The sequence below is a fragment of the Kitasatospora sp. NPDC004240 genome (genome assembly GCF_053603215.1).
On the sequence record NZ_JBSGFD010000001.1, the window covers coordinates 56,765 to 77,554 of the forward strand.

The window sequence follows — 20,790 nt, forward strand, 5'->3', positions numbered from 1 at the left end:
GAGGGCCGTCGGCGAGAAGACAAGGGCGCACGCTCGCAACGATGGCGGACTCGCTTCCTGGCCAGATCGGGAGATCGTGACAAGCTCCAATGTGATGCAGTGGTGGGACCAGGCCAAGGCACTTGGCAATGACCTGATGCGGGACGTCAAGGGTGGTGCGGCGATTCGGATCGCCATGGTCGGGCCAAGCCGGATCGGCAAGACCTCGTTGATGGCGTCCATGTTCTATGTCCTTCGTGACATCGTTGGTTCCGTCTCGAGCCTGCAGCTCTACGCCGATGACGACACGATGCGTCGCTTGAAGAACAAGCACAACGCGCTGGAGTCGCTCTTCGATGACCCGACCACCCTTGAGATCACCGGGGCGCTGCCGGGAGACGAGGTCGAGTCGGACTACCACTTCCGTATCGCTCGCGAAGGGAACAGTGAAGGTGTTCAGTTGACCGTCACCGACTGGCCCGGCGGGTGGCTTTCCTCGAAGAGTCCCAAGCGGGCGACCATGCTGGCGATCCTGCGGGGCAGTGACATCATCATCGCGCCCGTGGACACTCCTGCCTTGGTCGAGGCGCGTCAGGACTGCGACCACGGGGTCTCGAGCGACGACCGCATCCGCAAGGGCTGCTGGCACTGCCAGTACAACCAGCCCGACAGCGTCACATCCGCCGTCAGCCAGGGCCTGGTCGACGTCGGCCGCTTCTCCGAGGCGATGGTCATCTTCGTTCCGCTGCGCTGCGAGAAGTACGTCGGCAGTAACGACGTCGACCTCGTGTCGGCCGTGCAGCGTGGCTACCCGCGTTTCTTCGGCCCGGATCAGCCCGGTTCTCGGGAGAACGTGTGCGTGGTCATCGGACCGGCGCAGACGCTCGGCACCGTCCACTACGCCGGCCAGCGCTGGCGCCTCGGAAACGACTACCTGCCGAAGTTCCGCAAGACGACCAAGGACGCCACGCGGCACCCGGTCGACGTCGAGCAGCCGCTGCTGTACGCTCTGCGCTTCCTGCTGGTTCGGTACCAGCAGATCCGGCAGCGAAGTAACGCACCCGTGCTGCTGGCCCGAATGCGACTCTCGTGGCTGGTTCGGCGGATCAGCAACGACGCGGCGTTGGAATCGCTGATGACAGACCTCAGTTCGCGCGTGCAGCAGCACCACGGATATGCCGTGACGAACGGTCGCCATCTTCTGAAGATGCCGTCGGAGCGCTGATGGAGATCGCCGTGCTCAGCCGTGGGCGCGACCAGGGACATGACTACGCGTGGCGGTCGCCCCGGGGCGAGATCCAGCCCCCTCGCGCGTTCGGCACTCTGAGAGTGGCACGGTTCCTCAGCCTCGACATCGACCCCTTCGTTCTTCTCGGTCGCCAGGGGCTTGACGTGGCGCTGTGCGTTTCCGGTGTGAGCACGGTCGACAAGAGGCGCGACTTCGTCAACACACGGATTCGGGACACCGTTCTCATGTGCGGCAGGGCCGATCAGGTGCTCGCGGTCACAGCGGGGCTGCTCACCGAGTTCGACCGAGGCCGGGACAAGATGCATCGCGCCGTGTCGTTCCACCGGGGCACCGGATTCGAGTGCGGGCGGCTCAGCGACTGGGCTGGTCGAATGACTCGGCTCGCACCGGTCGCTGACCGATCCGCGGTTCCTGTCCCCGCTGCCGCGATGGCCTACGGCGATCTGGAACTCAAGGCGATTGCCCGTGATCTGATGGCGGGTCCGCCTCCTGGCGACGGGGTGCTCGTCGCCGCAATGGCGGCCGCACCGCCCGCCGACTGGCCGTCTCGTCGCGTATGGCGGCTCGCCACAACGGCTGAGAACACTGATCAGCCCTCTGGACAGCCGGCGAGGATCGTCCAGTGGATCCACCGCAATCTTCCCGGCTGGAGGGCCTCATGACAGGGTGGACTCTGCGAGTGGGCGCGGTGCCACGGCTGCTAACCAAGGACATTTACTGGCGGGAGAAGATTCGCGACGAGATGCACGCGGAGTTCCGCAGCCTACTGCGGGTGCTCCTGGAAAAGAGCACGACGACGCAGTTGCATGTGCATACGCATGAAGGCGACGGCAGGGTCACCTTCCAGTACGAGGTGACGGGAGCCGCTGAGAGCGTCCTCGCGAACGCCGAGGCCGCCCAGCACTACCTGCCCTGGCGTATCACCAGCGGCATCGAGCCGTGCCCACTCTCCGACGAGGACACCATAACCCTGGTGCGAACGGTGGCGCTGGTACCGGTGGGCCGCATCGCGGAGCGGCCGCTGCGCTCGGTCCCCCTGCTGCGACCCGGCGACCCACGGCACATCACGTTCTCGGAGACGGCCGGCACGCCGTATCGGATGGTGGATGCCCTCCTCACTCCCGTACTCGAGATCATCCGCGCGGAGATGGCCAACCTGCTCCCCAAGCAGGTGCATCGGGTCCCACTGCCTGTGCGTGGCGAGTTCCGCACCTTCGCGACCGGTTGGCGTGATCTGGCCCAGGCCCTGGCGGTGTGCGGCGGCTGCGTGACGATCGAATTGAAGCGCCACGAGTTGACGAGCGATGACATCGACTATGCGGGCCTTTGCTGGCAGTACTTCATGGCCACGGCGAACCAGCAATCAGCACGCGAAGCCCATGAGCAGAGCTCCGTACTTCGGGCCCTCTACTCCGCGGAGCGTGTCGTGCTCGGGGAGGTCCGCATCAGCGGCCCCGATCCAGTGGCCCTCCACGATGCGTTTCTGCGCGACGTGTCAACACAAGGCTTCGAGCCTGTTCTCACCAGTTCGCTCGAGGATGCACTCATCGACATGATCGTCGAGATGCGTGACAGGCGAGGCCGCGAAGAAGCCGACCAGGCCGTTGAGGTGGTCCGCCGTATCTGTCGCTACTTCACCGTGGCTGAGGCTGTGGAGTTGCTGTGTCCTCCGTTCTCGGTGGACCACTCGCTCGCCGGCGTATCCCATGTACACCCGCACCCATTCGCGCGGCCAGAGCGATCACCGTCCAAACCGGTTCCAGGAGTCGACATCGGCTGCATCGGTTCGAGGACCATCCACATCGCCTACGACGATTTGTGTCGACACGTCTTCGTTACGGGATCTCCTGGGTCTGGAAAGACATCGACCATGGCTGGCCTTGCTTATCGGCTGCGACACGAGCGTCCGGACCTGCCGATGCTGATCATCGACCCGGCGAAGCGGGACTTCGAGCCGCTCATGGATAAGCTGGCCCGTGAGGGGCTGGCCGACTCCCGTTCCGTGATTGACTTCCGTCGCCAGAGTCTGAGGTTCAACCCGTTCCTGCCGGCTGACCATGTTCGGATATATGACCACGCGGTGGTGCTGGCTCGCAGCCTGGCGATGCTGTCGCCCGCCAACGCGGTTGCCTATGACCTGCTGTTGTCGATCATCCGGCGGTTGTACTGGTTCAAGCTACAGGGCGAGATCCGTGAGCCGACTCTGGAGGAGGTGGCCGACTTCCAGAACGTCTTCGGCGTTACTCTGCGTCAGCACCCGTGGATGTGCCCCACCTTCGACGACTTTCTCGCGCACTGGCAACCGATTCTCGAGAGCCATTTGCACAGCCAGGACGGGTCACGCTTCGCCGCCGAGGCAGTGGAGCACTTCGCCCGCCGTGTGGACGCATTGAAGCAGAGCAGGCTGCGCGTGATGCTCACGCCGGCGCACGACGTCGTCGGACTCGATCCCGTCTTCGACGACATCTGTTTGCTCCAGTTCGGCGACTGGTACGACGAAGACGAGACCAACGCAGCCTTTGCTCTGGTGTTCGCGATGCTGTACGAGCGGCGCCAGAGCGATCATCGAACCGGACTTCGAAGTCCAGGCCTGCGCCACCTGGCCGTCATCGACGAGGCACACCGTCTCGTCCCCGCACAGGCCAAGGGGGGCAGCAGCGAGCTCCTGTCGTCCCGCGAGGAGGTGGCCCAGTTGTTCGGACACATGATCGCCGAGTGCCGCAGCCTCGGCCAGGGCCTGGTCCTGGGCGAGCAAAGCGCCAGCGCGATCCACCCCAGCGTGCTCGTCAACACGGCCACGAAGATCATCCACCGGGTCTCCTACGGGCGAGACAAGGCGGTGCTCGCCGAGGCACTCGACCTGTCTCCAGCCGAGGCACAGAGTATGTCCAACCTGGTTCGCCCCGAGGCCCTGGCGTATCTCGCCGACGGCAGCCACGCGATTCACATGAGTTCGCCGTATTTCGACGTGAACGGAGGTTGACCATGTCCGACCAGCACGGACACAAGGGCATCACACGGGCCGTCGCAGAGCGGCTCTTCGAGGGTCGGTCCGAGATCAACGGGCTGCACAAGGAAGCCTTCGCGCTCCTGCTGAACCGGGGTCAGGAACTGCAGGACGCCAGCCCCGCCACTGTCCTACCGTACTGGATGGTCCCGGGCGCCCAAGCTGCCCACGCACTGGCGGATCCCGATCTTAGCCCGCAGGCCAATGTGCAGCGCATCGCCGCGTTCGTCACCACCGAACTCCAGCAGGCAGCCGTTGAGCACGCCGCCAGCAACGCCAAGAACGAGATCTACCACCTGGGGTGCGCCCTGCACGCCCTGCAGGACAGCTACAGCCAGGGCCATGTGTGGCGCGGCCCCGAAGCCTCTGCAGGCAATCCGCACGCTCCGATCGAATCCATCAACGTGTATACACCGGTCACGCCCTTGGTCACGGGCCTGGCCACCGAAGCGCTGCTGAGCGCCGGCCTCCCGTCCGACCAGTTGCCGCCGGAGCTTGACGTCGCGAGGGTAGGCACGGTAATGGGCACCCACGACACCGCCTTCGACGCCCATCATCTGGACGAACACGGACACCCAGTGCTGAACAACAGCGACCTCGCTGCCGTAGAAGGCGGGGTCGAGCTCCTGAACAACTACCTGACCTTGCGTGAATCCGCCGACCACGGCGCCATCGGCGCATTCGACCGAATTGTCGAGCCATACTTCCGGACCGTGCCGGACGTGCAGGTCAATAAGAGCATCACCCCCGACTGGCTGGTCGACCACGACCAGCGCCTGTCAGGACCTGGGACGCAGGAGGTCAACATGACCCCGCCCCGGGCCGACCAGTCCGCAGACGGGCCGCTGCTGATCTCCACCAACCAACCCGAGCCCAACTCACCCGTCGTCTCCTCGGATTTCCACGATCCGAGTCAGGTTCCGGCGAGCTTCACCCCACCGCAGGTTGCGAGTCATGAGCCCGATGCACAAGCGGCACCTGCCGCGTACTCGCCGATGGTGAGCCTTGCGCCGACCGATCCGAGCACGCCCCCCGCCTGCTTCGTCGACCCGCCGACGAACCCCAACGTCTCCAGCGAATCGAGCGCTTCCGTGTCGCTGAGCACCACGGACAGCCCGCAGACGTCCGCGTCCAGCGGGATGGACACCAGGACGCAGGGTCAGCCCTCGGAGTCAGCCGAAAGTATGGTTCACACGCCCGCTCCTACGGCGCCTGCGACTTCTGCGGAGCCGGGAATTGCAGGTAGCGGCCTGAATCCGTGAGCAGCAGGGCGCCAATGCTTTCCGCTGGAACCCCCGGAGCCAGGGCTTCGGCGCAGTGGACTGACAGTTTGTGACGGTCTATTGGGGTGGTCGCCCGGGAGTCAGGAAGGGCGCGGCCTCCAAGATCATGGACTTCTTGTGCCCTGTGACCTACCTCGAAGACCGTGCCTGCCGAGCCTGCCGACGCCTCAACCCCGATCCCACGCTCCCTTGACCAGCTCCACAAGCAGCTCGCGCCCGTGCCCGGGAGGAGCCCTGCTGCTCCATCGTTATCTGAGATTGATACGGAAACGTTCACCCATGAGGGCATCGACGGCGGCGATCCACTCGCGCTGAGCAGGGCGAGCTCGGCGGTGAAGACGGGCATGCTGGTGCGTAGGAGGCGGCCACACCGCTGGACTGGGGCACGGACTGGCGGCCGTGGCCCAGCCAGCCGCCGGGCGCTGCGTAGGGCCTTGATGGCCTCGATCGGGCGGGTCTCCCTGAACCAGCCGCGGTCGTAGACCTCGTGCAGCATCCCGCCCTCGCCGAAGCCGAGAAGGCGAAACGGTTGTGGCGGGGGAAGAACCAGTAGGGGCCGATGTTGGAAATGTGCCCATCCAAATCGACCTTGTTCAGCATGAAGGTGGTGGCCTCGCGCGGCATCTTCTGGTCCGCGGCGGTCACGTTGGGCAACCCAAGCGACAGCAGGTGCTTTTCGCGGAAGAGTTGTCGGTGATCGAGAGGGCGTGACATCGCTCGATCAGCTGAACCGTGGCGTGCCGAGGTCGCCCGCGGTGCTCTCGACGGATCACGAGACGGCAAAATCCTGCGGCTCGGTTGAGACACCATCCACCGCTGCGGCCGGACGGTGGCGGCCCGGACAGCAGGTCGTTGACTGAGACAAGAGGTCCCTGAGACATGCGAACTGTTACTAAGGGCGGCGGGTGCGGGGTGGGCGAGGACCCGGCGGCGGCCGCGCTGCGCGAACTGCTGGAGGAGGCCGGCATCCTTGCTGCCCTCATCGAGCCGCTGACGACGATGTGGCGGATGCCCGCCGGCGCGCGAACCCGCGAACACCTCTACCTCGCCACGGGCCTGAGCGTCGGCGAGCATCAACGGGAGGCCAGCGAAGCCAACATGGAACTGCGCTGGGTCCCGCTGGAGGAAGCGGTGGCGATGTGCGCCGACGGTCGGATCACCGAGGCCGGAACCCTCGTGGCCGTCCTCCTCGCTGCGCAGCGCACCACCAGTCTGCTGCCACGCCAGACCACCGACCAGGCTCTGACGCCCCTCGCACTCGGGACGACCGACAACGCCCCAGAAACGGAGCCCCACTGACCGTCCGTCACCGAAGGCCCCTGTCCCCGTCGCGCCGCCCCGGCACGCCGGCAGCAGCACTGAGCCCGCGCCGACCGCACCGTGCACCGCCCGGCCGACCCGAGTGCCGCCTCAACTGCAGGGAAACACCACCACCGCCCCCAGGAGGACCGCCCCATGCCGCACCCTGACCTGCCCGATCCCACCGCCGACACGGCGGTGCGCACCGGCGGCTGCCTGTGCGGGGCGCTCCGGTTCATCGTGGCAGGCGAACCGGATGACCCCCACATCTGCGGATGCGCCCACTGTGCCCGCCGTTCCGGCAGCCCGTTCCAGTGGTGGACGTCGTTCCCGCTGACGGGCCTGTCCTGGACCGGCGAGCACGGCGAGCCCGCCTGGTACGACACCCACCCCGGCAAGACCCGGCGTGGCTCCTGCTCCATCTGTTACAGCCACGTCGCCGCCCTGGACTACGGCGACCCGGAGGCGATCGGCATCCTCGTCACCGCCCTCGACGACCACCGCAACGACCCGGCACTCCTCCCCCTCAACCCGAACCGCTTGAACGAGGCCGCGCCCTGGCTCGCGCCCGCGCCGACCCGCCACCAGGAGCCCGTTGACGTCCACCTGCTCCTGCGCCGCGACGGCGCCGACGGCCCCGACGTCCTGCTGTCGCGAAGGGCCGGAGCCGTCTACGCCACGGGCCTCCACCACCTCCCGTCCGGACATATCGACGGGCCCCACGAGGACGCCGTGCGGGCCCTGATCCGCGAGGGGTACGAGGAGACTGGCATCGTCATCGACCCGGACGACGTTCGGCACTCCGTCACCGTCCACCACCGAGCGCCCGGTGGCGCAGCGCGGATCGGCCTGGTGTTCGAGGTTCGGTGCTGGAGCGGCGAGCCCCGGATCATGGAGCCGGCCGTGTGCGACGCGATGGGCTGGTACCCGCTCAGCTCCCTGCCGTCACCGATGGTGGCGTACTGCCGGGCCGCATTGGACGCCTACCAGGCGGGCCTACCGTTCGCCGTCCACTTCCAGGAGCCCGGCGACCCGGTCTCCTACGCCCCCGAGGTGGGCCGTCTCCACCCGCTGCTCCCCGCCGGCGCAGGCGCAGGCGCCCCCGAGCAGCGGGTGCGGGAGTTCACCGAGCAGGCGGTCGGGCGCATCGGAGCCTGGACGGACACCTCCTGGCCGCGAGAGGGCAGCCGCGTCTGGCGGGCCAGCGGCACCGACGGCGGCCAGTGGTTCGTCAAGCTCCACCAAGGCGACAAGTTCCACGACCGCGAGGTGACCGCCTACCGGACCTGGGTACCGGCCCTGGGCGCGGCCGCGCCCCGCCTGGTGGCCACCGACCCGGCACTTCGGGCCGTCATCCTCACTGCGGTGCCAGGCCGATCGCTCCACGGCGCCGTCCACCCGCCCGAGGAGCAGCGGCTCATCTTCCACCGCATCGGCCAGCTCGCGGCCGCGATCCACCAGAGCGCTCCGGCGAGACCGGGCGGCGGGGCTCCGGCCGCGCTGGGGAAGCTGGAGCGGCACCTGGCCGGCGCCCGCGAGCTGCTGGCGCCCGGCGACGAGGACTACATCCGCGCCGTCGCCAAGAGCGCCGAACAGCTCCCCCCGTTCGATGCGGTGCCCACCCACGGCGACTTCCAGCTCCGCAACCTCCGCTGGGATACGGACAGCGGCTCACTGTATGTGATCGACTTCGAGCGCGCCGAATGGGGCCCGGCCATCCGGGACTTCGTGCGCCTGTCGGACGCCTGGACCGGCCGCCCGGACCTTCACGAGGCCGTGATGGCCGGCTACGGCAGGCCCCTCACGGCGGCCGAGGAGCAGCACCTGGCCGTCCACGCCGTGCTGGACGCCGTCTCCGGGATCCAGTACGGCACCACCCACGACGACCCCGAGCTGGTAGAACGCGGGCTGCGCACCCTGGCCCGGCTCCGCGCCGCCCACCGCCCCTGAGCCCCGAACCGAACCCACCCCCTGAGGAGCAGCACGTGCGAACCGTCCCGCCCGAGCAGTGGGAGCAGCACTACAGCAACGGAGTGACGTTCAGTTCGCTCGGCGACAACGAACGGGCGCTGCTCGCCGAACACGCCCCCGCGCCGGAAGGCGGTCGGGCCCTGGAGGTCGGCTGCGGCGCGGGCGAACTGGCCGCTCACCTCGCGGAGATCGGCTACCAGGTGGACGCCGTCGATCTCGCCGACGCCGGACTCCTGCGCGCCCGCGCCAGCCACCCCGGGGCCAAGGTGCGGTGGCTGCGCCTGGACATCGAGCACGACGACCCCGCCCCGCTCGGCGACGCCCCCTACGACCTCGTCGTCTTCCGCCTGTCCGTCGCGTTCGTCCACGACCGCACCCGCGTCCTGCACACCCTCGGCCGCCGGCTTGGCGTCCGCGGCACCCTGCTGGTCATCACCCCGGTGGCCGCCCACACGCCAGCCGAGCGGCGGCACATCGCCCTCGACGAGGAGGAGATCACCGCGCTCACCTGCGGCTGGCAGTCCGTGCAGCGCCTGGCGGCGGGTGATCTGGCCGTGCTGGTGCTGCGCGACCCGCGCGCGGATACCGTCGAGGTGGAGCGGCAGCTCCCGCCGACCGGGCCGGCGGCGATCGGTGCCGTCGCGGTCGTCACCGACCGGTCGGGCCGGGTCCTGCTCGGCTACTCCCGCGACGGCATGTGGGAACTCCCGGGCGGCAAGACGGCGGGCGGCGAGTCGTTCGAGGCAGCCGCGGTGCGGGAGCTGGACGAAGAAACAGGCCTGCACGCCGCGGAGGCAGACGCCACCGTCCTGACCGTGCTCACTGACGACTCCCACGGGGTCCCCCGCCTGACCGCCGTCGTGCGCATCGCCCGGTGGAGCGGCAAGCTCGCCAACCCCGAGGCGGACAAGTTCGTGCGATGGGAGTGGCACGACCTCAACGGGCTCAGCCGGCTCGGCCCGCTGTTCACTCCGGCCGCGCAGGCCCTTCACGCCGTCTGGCCCGGCATCGTCCCCCACCAGGCCGCGGTCTGCGTCTACCCGCACGACGCCGAACAGCCGGCCGTTCCCGGTGAGAGCGCCGAAGCCACACGTCGGCGCGAGGCGATGGCCCAGGCCGTCATCGACGCCGACTGGGCACCGTCCGCCGAGGTCCGCGCCGCGCTGCGCGTAGTACCCCGCCATCGCTTCGCTCCGGAGGCAAGCCTGGCCGACGCCTACCACCACGACCTGGCCCTCATCACCCGCCGCGACGGACTCTCCCGGGGCACGAGCTCAGTCTCCGCCGTCTGGCTTCAGGCCGACATGCTCGAGAACGCCCGGCTGCGCCCGGGCGCGGCGGTGTTGGAGGTCGGCTCGGGCGGGTACAACGCCGCACTGATCGCCCACGTCGTCGGCCCTACGGGCCGTGTCGTCACCGTCGACCTCGACCCCTTCGTGGTGGAACGCACCTGCCGTTTCACAGCCGAGGCCGGCAGCCGCAACGTCATTGCGGTCCAGGGCGACGGCGCGCTCGGAGCGCCCGCCACTGCGGTGCCGCGCGGCGGATTCGACGCGATCATCGTCACCTACAACGCCTGGGACATCGCTCCGGCCTGGCGCGAGCAGCTCGCCGAAGGCGGGCACCTGGTCGTGCCCCTCGAGGTGCACGGGTACACCCGCGCGATCACGCTCCAGCGGCGGGGAGAGGAACTCGTCGCCCGCGGCTGGACGTACTGCGGGTTCATCCGCGACTCCGGCGCCCTTGGCCGCACCACCCCGGAGACCGTGCTTGCCGGCGGCGAGCTCCGGCTGCGGTTCGAGGACGGCCCGGTCGGTGAGGCGGCCGGTCTCGAGGAGGCGCTGCGCGGAGAGCGGCACGAGGTGCGCACCGGCGTGACGGTCGCCCGCAGTGAGTCTTTCGAGACGCTCCAGCTCTACCTCGCCACCGTCCTGCATCAGCAGGGCTTCTGTCGCCTCGCCAAGGGCCGGAAGATGGATACCGGCATCGCCGACATCCCGCCCGGTGCCGATGCCGCGGCGCTCCTCGGCAAGGCCTCACTCGCGTACCTCACCTACACCCCCGCTGCGCCCGCTGCGCCGGACGGAACGGTCGAGTTCGCCGTCCACGCCTACGGCCAGGCCGGTCCTACCCTCGCCGAACGCCTGATGGATGCCGTACGAGACTGGGACGACCAGGCCCGCGCCCACGGCTACCCAGAGCTGACGATCCACCCCGCCAGCACTCCCGACACGGCTCTTCCGGGCGGCCACCGCATCGACAAGCCCGGATCCCGCCTCGCCTTCCACTGGCACCCACTGGCTCCAGACCCAGGCCCGGCAGCCTCGCCCCCCGGGACCTTCTCACTGCGGATCACAACGTGACCTTCATGGTCGGCGCACGCCGGCCAGCTAGCCGGGGCCGGTTGCCCGAATCGTGCCCTCAGCACGGCATTCGGGTCGCCGACAGCATCATGTCGACGAGAGGGCGGACCTGGGGCGGCACTGGCGGGTCGACACGGGCAATCCCCGACCCGGTCCAGCGGATCACGGTTCCAGGACGGAGGGTGACGCCACCGTCGTGGTCGTCAGGGTCGGTGACGATGGGCCGAACCCGTACGTGCCCCGGCCGGGCCTGCGCCGCGGAGAGCTCCACACACCAGCCGTGCGGCCACAGCCATGCCTCGAGAACGGCAACGTCGTCCGGGATGGCTGACAGCCTGAAGCTGTCTGAAGGCTCATCAGTCTGCGGCTGCGTCATGGCTTGAGCCTATGCGCCCCGCACCACCTCGGGAGCAGGCGTCGGGTACCGAGCTGATTACCGCTGTGCGACGACTGCTGCGCCCAGCCACCCGACGAAGGGCGGCTGGGCGCAGCTGGTTGCACGGCACGTGCTGGTCAGCGTTGGTCCCGGAACCAGGCGAGGAAGCTGATGGCCCGGGGCTGGTCCAGGACCGCCGTGAGGGTGCCGTCGTCGTCGAGCTCGCGGTGAAGGCCGTCGGAGGCGGGCCAGGTTGCCAGGAGCGTGAGCAGCTGCCCGGCGGCGGGGCCGGTGGCGGTAAGGGTCATGCGCAGCGCGAGTGCCTCGGAGTCGAGGTCGGTCTCGATCCGGCAGTCCGGGACGGTGGTGCGCAGACGGGCGGTGAGGTCGGACCAGTCGGGGATGGCTTCGGTGAACGCGTCGGCGGCCTTGTGGACCTCGGCGAGGCGCGTGAAGTAGTCGTCGATCATCGCCTGTGCTGTGGCGCGCAGATGGTTGTCGGTGATCTCGTCCAGGGAGTGGATGGTGTCTGGTACGGGGACCTGCCCCATGTGGTAGCCGTGCTGGCGCGCGGTGCCGGTGTCGTCGGTCAGGGTGAGCGTGAGCAGGTTCAGGACGGGCTTGATCCGGATTGTCCACTGGCCGGGCAGGGGGTGGGTGGCGGTCATCTGGTCCTCGGTTTCGGGTTGGGGGGTGGGTTAGAGGGCGGCGTGCAGGCTCAGGAGGAGGGCCTGGCGGAGTGCGGTGCGCTGGTCGTCGGTGATGTGGGAGGCGAAGGAGAGGTGGATGGACACGGCGGGCTGGTTGTTCTGCCGCCGGGTGAGCTGTTCGGGGTCGGGGGTGAGGTGGTCGGCGGCCATGTCGATCGCCCAGCGGGACAGGTCGGGGGCGGTGTCGATGAGTTCGTACATGGCGCGGTAGGCGACGCTGGCGTGCTCGCCGAGGGTGCTCCAGGTGCGCTCGGTGGCGGTGCCGGCGGTGCTGGGGATGGTGTGGTCGCCGATGCCTTCCCCAACTCCGCTGTCGGTGTCGAGGCTGTAGAGGACCATCTGGTAGGCCGTGGCTGCGCCATGGCGCAGATCGTCCTGCGTGTACGGGGTGCCGGCCGGGAGGGCAGCGGGGGTGGCGTCCTTGGCGGGGTCGACTGTCTCCTCTGTCGCGGAGGCTCGGTCGACGCAGTTTCCGCACCGGCCGTCCCATTCCTCGCCGTCGTTGGTCGACTCCTCACAGTTCTCCGTCGCGCAGAAGGTGTCCTTGTAGACCCTTTGCGGGATGAACCGGATGGAGGCGTTGCCGCTGGTCAGCGTGACGATGCCGTTCGGGGAGGGGGCGAGTTCGGCGTGGTAGGCGCGCATGCCGCGCCGCACGGCGTGGAGGACGTCGACCCCGGTGAGGTGCGCGTGCTCGGCGTCGGCGGGTCGGCTCCAGCCCGACCCGTCGTCCATCTGCACGATGTAGGTGTGCTCGGGGTCGATCGCGCTGCGAAGGTCGGCGAAGGCGGGGGCTGCGGCGGGCATGACGGCATGGCCTCTCTGCGGCGGAGTGTGAGTTCAGGGATGTTGCTGGTGCGGGCTGGCCGGGGATGGGCGGCGTGGCGGGGCCCGGACGGTCGTGGATTGCGGTCGGGGCGGGGTACGCGGTGCTGTGCCCGCGGGGCCGGGCTCGCCGGCTGGCCGGAGGGGTGGTTGGCTCCGACCGGAGCACGGCCGCCTGCGGCTTTCCGGTGGCTGGGTCAGAGTTTCTCGACGCGGTCGCCGTTGTCGGTCAGGTCGAGCATCTCGTGGTGCCGCTGGTGCGGGAAGTCCCAGGAGACGTCGAGCTGACGGACGAGGGGGTGAGGGTTCCAGTGCCTCACCGTACCGGTGGCTCCGGGGGTCAGGGTGCTGCGCGTGTTGGCGCGGCGGGCGAGGCAGACGCGGTCGCCGGGCTTGAACTCGGTTTCCACTGAGGCTCCTTCATGGGAGAGAACTGCGGTGGTCGGTGGCTGCCTGGCCGGGTCAGCGAAGCTTGAGGTGGGTGGTGTAGTAGCGGCCGACGTGGCCACGGGTGAAGCGGGCTCCGCAGCGCCAGGCGTCGGTGAGCAGGCTGTTGAGGGTGCGCTTGTCGTCGTCGGCGTGCGGGCCGAAGTGCGGTCGGGCGGCTCGCTTGGGCAGGCGCGTGAGGGGCCACCTGCCGATGCGGTGGGTCGGGTAGAGCAGGCGACCGGCGCGGTGCGGCCCGGGGTGCCGGTGGCCGTCGGCGGTGAAGGCCTCGCCGATGTTCGCCTCGCCCTGGTGGACGTGGACGGTGACGTACGTAGCCTCCGGGTATAGCGCCGCGAGTACGGCCGCGACGGCGTTCCTGAGCTGCTCCGCGCCGGGGATGAGTGCGGCGCGGGCGGCGTCGAGTGCGGTGACAGCGTCGGTGGGGGCGGTGGTCACGGAACTCCTTGGCTGCCGGGGACGGGCCGGGCAGTGGTGGCTGAACGGACGGTCGGTGGGACGTGAACCGCACCCCGGCGCATCCCGCACACTACATGTACACATAGAGGTAGGCAATGCCCAATTGATGGGGGAGGGCTAGCGGTATTCGGTCTCGCCCCGGTTGTCGACTTCGACGAGGAGCAGGCGGGGGCGGTCGGCCCGCTGCTCGATGTGGACGTATGGCACGAGTGGCTGGCCCTTCCAGTCCTCGCGCAGACGGATCAGGACGCTGACGCCGAGGGCGGTCAGCTCATAGGTCTCGCTCGGAAGACCCTCGACGGGGGCCGCCTTGGCGACGGTGACGCGGGCGCGGTGGGCGCCGGTTCGGCGGCGGGGCGACCGCCAGCCCGCAAGGACCGCGAGCGCTCCCGTGGCGGCGAGGAGGTCGGCCAGCATGGCGGGTGTGGGACCGAGAGGACTGTACAGAATGAAGATCGCAAGGATAGACGCGGCCGCGACGAGCCAGCGGACCTGCGGGCGCAGTGCGGGACCCGGCGAGTGGGCGGTAACGCGGGGCATGGATCTCTCCTGAGGGTGTTCAGCGGCCGGCGAGCTGCGCGATGACCTGGTCGGCGTGGGCGCGGAGGTGGAGGAAAGCGGCTTCGGGGTTCGAATGCTGCTCGGCCAGTCCGCGCAGCCGCGCGCCGTAGTGGGCCAGGAAGCCCACGTACTCGGCGAAGCCCAGCTCCACGGCCTTCTCCAGGTCCTGCTCGATGGTGGTGTGGTCGGTGGCGTAAGGGTCGGCGGGCATGGGGCGTCACCTCTCGGCTGGTCCGGCGGGAGTGCGGTCCGGCGACCGACAGCCGCGAACCGATGCCCTGACAATACATGAACTCATAGAGGTAGGCAATGTCGAGAGGGTTGGTCTAGCCAGCGCGCTCAAGGCCGAAGGACTGGCGGCGCCGACTCTGGCTGGCCTGCCACCGCCAACCCGTATCTGCCTGCTCGTCCCGTGGGCCGCAAGCTGCGCGGCAACGGTGGGCAGGGATGCGTCCTGGACGCCGAACGGCTCATGGCCAGGCACCAGGGGCTGTGCCAGATACGCGGAACGGCGCTGCCCGGGGTCGGACCGTCTGCCCTGCACGATGGCCGCCCCGAGGACGCGGCGTTCCGGGCCACCGCACGCAAGCTCCGCATGAGGCAGGAGCTGGCCGGTCCCCACGGGAGAGGCCCTGCTGAAGGTGGCCCTCCCAGATCCGGCCCCCATCCCTGGCCTTGGGTGATGCCGCGCGGCAACGCACACTGGAGCCCACGAGGGGGTCCCGGACGTGTCGGCTCTCGGTCAGTCGGCCGGGGTGGCCGTGAGGAACCGCAGGCCGCCGGAAGCGAGGTAGGCGCGCGACTCCCAGCCGCGCTCCGCCAGGCGGGCCGCGCACACCTCCAGCTGCTGCTCCGCCTCCTGGCGCGCCCTGGAGGACGCTGGCCCGCGCCACTCCACCCGAGCCTCGGCCTCTGTGGAGCCTGGCACCACGCGGTAGCCGGTGCGCACGCGCCGACCGCGGTGGTCCACGGCGCACGGCGGAAGCCCTGCGGCCTCGAGTGCGAGCGCGACCGCCCACGCCGCGCGGGTCCGCTCCCACGTGGCCGGCGCAGCGGGTGTGCCGGACAGCCGGCGGACCTCCAACAGCCCCTCCCAGGCGCGGGCCACCTCGGCGGCCCGCAGGTCCGCGTCGGCGGGCTCGAGCGGCGGGCCGTCGCCAGTCGCCGGCGAGAAACCCCCTGCGGTCGGGACCGCTGGCTCCGCCGGGGCCGGCTCGGCGAGGAGTTCGCTGCGCATCTGAAGCCCCGTCGGCGTGAGGTACGTCGCGCCGATCCGACCTCTGGCCACGGCCAGGCCCGACTTCACCAGCGCGGCCTTCACCGCCGGGCTTCCCTTCACCTCCCCGGTCACCGGATCGGCAGCCAGCAGCACCTTCCGCCGTTTCGCCTCGGGCAACTCCGCCCTGCCCCGCGCCGTTTGGGCCACGACTGCCTCCTTCACCCTGTCCGTGGTCTCGCTGGCAGTATGCCCCGACGTGTATCCCCAGGCTGCTGGCCGTTCGGACACGCCGCGGCCGCAGAACGAGACCCATCCGGTTTCGCCGACACTGCGGGTCTGACCGTGACGCTTCGGCACATCACTGCCCTGGCTGGCTGACGCGCCTGTCCGCAGGTTTGATCACCAGGTGCCCCGTGGCCCTGTCACTCGAACCGAGCCGACGCGTTCTCGTCTCCCGCAATGCGTTGCCGGCGCGCAGCGGGCTGGGGCTCATCCGGCCCGACGCACCGGCGCCCGGGGCCGGCGGGTTCTGTGCGGGAGAAGAGGGCTGTGGCGGCGTACGGGCCTGCCCGGTAACTAGGCTTGTCGCCTGTGGACGGTGCGCCCAGATGCCCCGCGGGGGTGAGCACTGTCCTGGCCGATGTCGCGGCAGGGTGCCGCTCAGGGAGGAAGCGTGCAGTTCACCGTCTTGCCCGTCCGGACGCGACCTCCGGTGCGCAGCCCGCGCCAGGCGTTCCTGGTCAAGGACGACTGGGACGACTACCACTTCAAGACGACCTTTCTCCTGTTCTACAGCGACGGCACGGAGATTCACACGGTCGGGCAGGTCAAGATCGGCCGGTTCGGGATGCGCGAGCATGAGCGCACGACGCTGGCCGAGAACTTCGAGTCGGTCGACGAGGGGTTCTTCTCTCTCGGGCAGGACGACACCTACTACGAGAAGCTCCGCGATCTGGGCGATGACGTCCGGCTCGCCGTCCTGGTGGCCCTGCGCGATGTCGCCTACGACAAGGAGCTGTTCGCCAGGGCCTACCCCGAGGAAGTGACGCGGACGTCGCTGCTTCGTTCGGTCTCCGAGGAGACGGTGGTTCATCAGTTCCATCGGATCGCCCGGGGCGGTGCCCGGCTGACGCCGTTCGACTTCTCCTACACGGCGCCGGCACCGGGGGACGGGGACGTGGAGCCCCTGACCCTGACGTTCACGGTGAAGCCGGGGGCGACACCGCCCACGAACGTGCACGCCCTGATCGGCAGCAACGGCGTCGGCAAGACGCGTCTGCTCAGCCACCTGGCCAGGGCAGTCGCAGACAGTTCCGCCACCGTGGAGGAGGTCGGTCAGGTCACCAACCTGAGCGGCACCGAGTCGGTCTTCACCAACATGGTCTCCATCGCCTCCAGCGCCTTCGATGTCCCCACCCCCGTGCAGGAGGCCAACGGAACCCGCCACGCCCATGTCACGCTCGCCCGCGGCAGCCTCCACGGCGACGTGGCGCCCGCCCAGCGCTTCGCCCAACTGCTAGAAGGACTCACGGGAGCCCGGCTGGATCGCTGGCGGAACGCATTGGCCACCCTGGCCGAGGCCGACCCGCTGTTCCGGGACGCGGACATCCTCGCAACCAGCTGGCTGGCACCCGAATGGTTCCCAGCCGACTCCGAGAACGCGTTCGACAGACTCAGCTCCGGGCACAAGATCGTGCTGCTCGCCATCACCAACCTCGCGGACCTCGTCACCGAGACCACCCTGGTCCTCATCGACGAGCCCGAGACCCACCTCCACCCGCCCCTGCTGGCCGCTTTCATCCGGGCCGTCTCCGACCTCTTGGCCGACCGCAACGGCGTCGCCGTCATCGCGACCCACTCGCCCGTGGTCCTGCAGGAAACGCCCCGCAAATGCGTGTGGGTTCTGCGGCGGTCCGGGCAGGTCATGCGCGCTATGCGCCCCGTCATCGAGACCTTCGGCGAGAACGTAGGGATCCTCACCCACGAGGCATTCGGGCTCGAAGTCACGCGATCGGGCTTCCACCGGGACCTGGAGCAGGCCGTGAACGAGGGCCTGACCTACCACGAGGTCGTCGAACGTTTCGGCGGAGAGCTCGGCAGCGAAGCCAAGAGCCTGGCGCGGGTGCTGATCTCCGTCCGTGACTGCCGGAAGCCCCTGTTCTGATGCGACCGCTCCCGATGCCCGTACACACCGCCCGCGACACCTACCGCCTGTGCATCAGCAGAATCCGCGACGACGTACTCCGCCAGCGCCTGGCAGGTTTCGAGGACGGCGTAGCCGCGGCGGCGGAGGCCTTCGACATCGCGGTGCGTGCCACGACCCTGCACACCCTCGACCCGGCAGCGTTCACGCCGGGCACCGTGGGGGACAACGTCGAGCTGCTGAAGAACTACACCCAGCGCATGGCCAAGGTAGCCGCCCCGGCCAGACCCGTTTACGACGAGCTGAAAATGACACCTCCGCGGTGCCCGCTGTGCGACCACCGCGCCGTCACCACCCTCGACCACCACCTTCCGAAGAGCAGTTTCGCCCTGCTCGCTGTCGCACCGACGAACCTGATCCCCGCCTGCAGCGACTGCAACAAGACCAAGGGGCACACCGCGCCCAGCCGCGCTGAAGAACAGACGCTTCACCCGTATTTCGACGACCTCGGAGACGTCCGGTGGCTCGGCGCCCAGGTCGTCGAGCAAACACCCGCCTTTGTGACGTTCTTCGTCAACACACCGCCCAGCTGGGAGAGTCTGTTGGCGGCGCGCGTCCGCTACCACTTCGATGCCTATGGGCTCGCCGCCCTGTACGGGGCACAGGCCTCCACCCTCATCTGCGGCCTTCAAGGATCCGCGCGGCGCCAGCACACGCTGGGCGGCGCCGCAGCGGTCCGTGACTTCCTGGAGGACCTCGCCTGCAGCTATGCAGAAGGGGAGATCACAGGCCCCAACCACTGGCAGTCGGCCGCGCTTCGGGCCCTGGCCTCCAGCGACTGGTTCTGCTCCATAGGCTGCCTCGCCCTCTGAACCGCCAGGGCGGCCGAGGGGCATCGCCCGCCAGCAGCTACCTCCCGCGGTGCCTACAGGACGCTGATCAGGACGGGTTGGCCGCCCGGCAGCCGGCCGCGGGCGTCGATCCCGTGTGGCGTGCCGCGGCGGGTGTGCAGGGAGGCGATGCCGGTGCACGCTGCGGTGCACGCCGCTGCGGGGTCGTCCGCGCCGTCGATAAACAGCTGGATGTCGAAACGCAGAGCGTCGTCACGGACCTGAAGCCCCGTGACGGCCACCGGGGTGCCGGCCAGGGTTCGGGCCCAGGGCGTCAGCGACCGCAGCAGCGCCGCATGCTCCGGGGTCGACGTGGTCCGGCGGCCGGGCGCCCGGTTCAGCGTCGGGTGGGTGCCGGCAAGCAGCACGATGTCGCCGGGCAGGTCCGCGGTGAGGGTGTAGGTGTAGGCACTGGCACCCAACTCGGACAGGACCGGCGCAGCGCCGGTGGCCGCCGCGAGCCGGTCCACGCTGGCGCGCTGGTCGGCCATGGTCACTGCCTCGCCGAACGTGACCTGGATGTCTCGATCAGAGAGCGCGAGCTGCAGGGGCTCCAGCGGACCGGCGCGGTCCAGCACGTCGGCAGTGGCGTGCAGCAGATCGGGGAGCGGGAGACACATGACCGCCATTGTCCCGGCGGTCGGGATCCGTCACCACACCATCCGGAGATCGCTGTGGACGGGGGCGGCCCGGCTGCGCCACGGTTCTGCGGGCAGCGGGGCCGCCCGGGTTACCGGGTGGTGCTCATCAGCTCGTGCGCGGCGTTGACGGCATCGACGCGCTGCCGTGCTGTGGCGCCCGGGTCGCCGGCCAGCAGGCGTAGCTCGCTGGCCATGGTGTGCAGGCGGCTTGCGTGCTGCCACAGCTCATCTCCGCGCTGGGCGTGGGTGGCCATGGCGGACGGGTCAAGGGCGAGCAGGTCTGCGCTTCCGTAAGCGCGGTCGGCGGCCTCGGCGGCGCGGCGGGCGGCGCCGCGCAGAAGGGCCAGCACCGGGGTGATCGCGACGTCCTTCGGCTGCGGGTCAGTGGGGTTTGGCATCTACGCTCTCCGATCGGCGGGCCTTGCGGACGGATGTGCCGGGCAGGACGTACGCAGGTCCCATGGCCGGGATGCCTTCGGTGTCCTCCAGGGTGATGTCGGTGTCCCGGGCGACGCGCGCGACGCCGTAGGTTCCGAGCGTGACGTAGGTGTGGCCGCCACGGGTTTCGGCGCCATGGATGAACGCGGGGTCGGCGTCGACGGCGGTGGGTGTGTTGCGCAGGGCCTCGGCAACGATCGGCTTGTTGGCGGGGACCTTGGCGAGTACGTCGCCGCGGGCGAAGGCGTGGGCGGGCTTGACCCTCATCGCTGGTCCCCGTTCGTTTCGGCCGGCTTGACGCTGGCGGGGCGGAGCGCGAAGGCGATGTCGGCGATGGTGTCGGGCAGGACCGAGCGGGGGAGCGTGGCGGCGAGTAGCTCCACCTCCTCGTCGGTCAGGGTGAACCCGGCCCAGGTGTCGAGCTGGTCGCGGGTCAGGGTGATGCCGGAGTCGGGCACCGGTTCACTCCTCAGGTCGGTGTGGTGAGCGTGGGGCGGCTTGTGCGGGGCGCGTCCGCAGCGGTGTTGTGCTGCGGACGCGCCCCGTGGATGCGGCGTCAGCTGCCCGTGCCGGCACCAGCGGGTGCCAGTCCGGACGGGGTCTGGCTGGTGATCAGGCCGTCGCTGACGTCGATGCCCTGCGCGGTGAACCAGTCGACGAGGATGGCCGTCGTCTTGGCCGAGTCCCAGGAGTCCCCCGGCTCGGACTGCACGTCGGTCTTGATCTTGTTGAACAGGGCGGCGATCGCGGAGCCCTCGCGGGTGGCGGGGTCGATGGTGAGGCTGTGCATGGTCGTCCTTCCGAAGGTTCGGGGCGACGCCGACGGCGCCGTCCGCCGTGGAATGGGGGCGCGGGGAGGGGTTCAGAATCCCAGCGCGCTGCTTGACTCTATGAGTCTATGTATTTGCATGTCAAGCGCTCTCGCGATGT

At 69.4% G+C, this 20,790-nt stretch carries 22 protein-coding genes; 9 read left to right on the top strand and 13 right to left on the bottom strand.

Annotated features, from left to right (window positions below; all coding sequences use genetic code 11):
* The first annotated feature begins 76 nt into the window (after positions 1–76).
* The 7 genes from ACWEQL_RS00265 (at position 77) to fxlM (ending at position 11,151) form a co-directional block, all read left to right on the top strand.
* On the top strand, positions 77–1,204 hold the full coding sequence (locus ACWEQL_RS00265; RefSeq protein ID WP_452147849.1) for a TRAFAC clade GTPase domain-containing protein: 1,128 nt from the start codon (positions 77–79) through the stop codon (positions 1,202–1,204).
* Positions 1,204–1,890 carry a hypothetical protein gene (locus tag ACWEQL_RS00270; protein WP_452147850.1) on the top strand — a complete coding sequence of 229 codons (687 nt, stop codon included), beginning with the start codon at positions 1,204–1,206 and terminating at the stop codon, positions 1,888–1,890. Before ACWEQL_RS00265 ends, ACWEQL_RS00270 begins: the two co-directional genes overlap by 1 nt.
* A 17-nt stretch (positions 1,891–1,907) precedes the next feature.
* Positions 1,908–4,211 (top strand): ATP-binding protein, encoded by a 2,304-nt coding sequence (locus tag ACWEQL_RS00275; RefSeq protein ID WP_452147851.1) that lies wholly within the window; start codon positions 1,908–1,910, stop codon positions 4,209–4,211.
* Positions 4,212–4,213: 2 nt separating this feature from the next.
* Entirely contained in the window at positions 4,214–5,497 is a 1,284-nt protein-coding gene (locus tag ACWEQL_RS00280; RefSeq protein ID WP_452147852.1) for a hypothetical protein, read from the top strand.
* A 900-nt stretch (positions 5,498–6,397) separates the two neighbouring features.
* Positions 6,398–6,817, top strand: coding sequence for an NUDIX domain-containing protein (locus ACWEQL_RS00285; protein WP_452147853.1), 420 nt, complete (start codon positions 6,398–6,400; stop codon positions 6,815–6,817).
* Between the two features lie 156 nt (positions 6,818–6,973).
* Complete coding sequence (locus ACWEQL_RS00290) at positions 6,974–8,767, top strand: phosphotransferase (protein ID WP_452147854.1); 1,794 nt, start codon at positions 6,974–6,976, stop codon at positions 8,765–8,767.
* Between the two features lie 35 nt (positions 8,768–8,802).
* Positions 8,803–11,151 (top strand): methyltransferase, FxLD system, encoded by a 2,349-nt coding sequence (gene fxlM, locus ACWEQL_RS00295; protein WP_452147855.1) that lies wholly within the window; start codon positions 8,803–8,805, stop codon positions 11,149–11,151.
* A gap of 58 nt (positions 11,152–11,209) precedes the next feature.
* Here the strand turns inward: fxlM and ACWEQL_RS00300 are convergent, their stop codons facing one another.
* The 8 genes from ACWEQL_RS00300 to ACWEQL_RS00335 all read right to left on the bottom strand — a co-directional run bounded on the left by ACWEQL_RS00300 (position 11,210) and on the right by ACWEQL_RS00335 (position 15,955).
* A complete protein-coding gene (locus ACWEQL_RS00300) occupies positions 11,210–11,527 on the bottom strand; it encodes a hypothetical protein (RefSeq protein ID WP_452147856.1) in 318 nt (105 codons plus the stop codon).
* A 137-nt stretch (positions 11,528–11,664) separates the two neighbouring features.
* Positions 11,665–12,195, bottom strand: a complete 531-nt coding sequence (locus tag ACWEQL_RS00305) for a hypothetical protein (RefSeq protein ID WP_452147857.1) — start codon at positions 12,193–12,195, stop codon at positions 11,665–11,667.
* Between the two features lie 30 nt (positions 12,196–12,225).
* The gene (locus ACWEQL_RS00310) at positions 12,226–13,044 is read right to left on the bottom strand and encodes a hypothetical protein (protein ID WP_452147858.1); all 819 of its coding nucleotides are present in this window, start codon (positions 13,042–13,044) and stop codon (positions 12,226–12,228) included.
* A gap of 215 nt (positions 13,045–13,259) precedes the next feature.
* Positions 13,260–13,472 carry a hypothetical protein gene (locus ACWEQL_RS00315; RefSeq protein ID WP_452147859.1) on the bottom strand — a complete coding sequence of 71 codons (213 nt, stop codon included), beginning with the start codon at positions 13,470–13,472 and terminating at the stop codon, positions 13,260–13,262.
* A 52-nt stretch (positions 13,473–13,524) separates the two neighbouring features.
* On the bottom strand, positions 13,525–13,947 hold the full coding sequence (locus ACWEQL_RS00320; protein ID WP_452147860.1) for a hypothetical protein: 423 nt from the start codon (positions 13,945–13,947) through the stop codon (positions 13,525–13,527).
* Positions 13,948–14,085: 138 nt separating this feature from the next.
* A complete protein-coding gene (locus ACWEQL_RS00325; RefSeq protein WP_452147861.1) occupies positions 14,086–14,508 on the bottom strand; it encodes a hypothetical protein in 423 nt (140 codons plus the stop codon).
* A 19-nt stretch (positions 14,509–14,527) separates the two neighbouring features.
* On the bottom strand, positions 14,528–14,740 hold the full coding sequence (locus tag ACWEQL_RS00330) for a hypothetical protein (protein WP_452147862.1): 213 nt from the start codon (positions 14,738–14,740) through the stop codon (positions 14,528–14,530).
* Positions 14,741–15,271: 531 nt separating this feature from the next.
* A complete protein-coding gene (locus ACWEQL_RS00335; RefSeq protein WP_452147863.1) occupies positions 15,272–15,955 on the bottom strand; it encodes a hypothetical protein in 684 nt (227 codons plus the stop codon).
* Positions 15,956–16,421: 466 nt separating this feature from the next.
* Here ACWEQL_RS00335 and ACWEQL_RS00340 point away from each other — a divergent pair, with 466 nt between their 5' ends.
* Both ACWEQL_RS00340 and ACWEQL_RS00345 read left to right on the top strand, forming a co-directional pair.
* The gene (locus tag ACWEQL_RS00340; RefSeq protein ID WP_452147864.1) at positions 16,422–17,912 is read left to right on the top strand and encodes an AAA family ATPase; all 1,491 of its coding nucleotides are present in this window, start codon (positions 16,422–16,424) and stop codon (positions 17,910–17,912) included.
* A gap of 14 nt (positions 17,913–17,926) precedes the next feature.
* Complete coding sequence (locus tag ACWEQL_RS00345; RefSeq protein WP_452147865.1) at positions 17,927–18,763, top strand: hypothetical protein; 837 nt, start codon at positions 17,927–17,929, stop codon at positions 18,761–18,763.
* Between the two features lie 53 nt (positions 18,764–18,816).
* On the opposite strand, the gene ACWEQL_RS00350 is transcribed toward ACWEQL_RS00345, so the two are convergent.
* The 5 genes from ACWEQL_RS00350 to ACWEQL_RS00370 form a co-directional block, all read right to left on the bottom strand.
* On the bottom strand, positions 18,817–19,401 hold the full coding sequence (locus ACWEQL_RS00350; RefSeq protein ID WP_452147866.1) for a hypothetical protein: 585 nt from the start codon (positions 19,399–19,401) through the stop codon (positions 18,817–18,819).
* A 110-nt stretch (positions 19,402–19,511) separates the two neighbouring features.
* Complete coding sequence (locus ACWEQL_RS00355) at positions 19,512–19,820, bottom strand: hypothetical protein (protein ID WP_452147867.1); 309 nt, start codon at positions 19,818–19,820, stop codon at positions 19,512–19,514.
* Positions 19,804–20,127: a hypothetical protein gene (locus tag ACWEQL_RS00360; protein WP_452147868.1), complete on the bottom strand. Its 324-nt coding sequence runs from the start codon at positions 20,125–20,127 to the stop codon at positions 19,804–19,806. Before ACWEQL_RS00360 ends, ACWEQL_RS00355 begins: the two co-directional genes overlap by 17 nt.
* Positions 20,124–20,318, bottom strand: coding sequence for a hypothetical protein (locus ACWEQL_RS00365; protein WP_452147869.1), 195 nt, complete (start codon positions 20,316–20,318; stop codon positions 20,124–20,126). Before ACWEQL_RS00365 ends, ACWEQL_RS00360 begins: the two co-directional genes overlap by 4 nt.
* Before the next feature lie 98 nt (positions 20,319–20,416).
* Positions 20,417–20,650: a hypothetical protein gene (locus ACWEQL_RS00370; RefSeq protein WP_452147870.1), complete on the bottom strand. Its 234-nt coding sequence runs from the start codon at positions 20,648–20,650 to the stop codon at positions 20,417–20,419.
* Between the last annotated feature and the right edge of the window lie 140 nt (positions 20,651–20,790).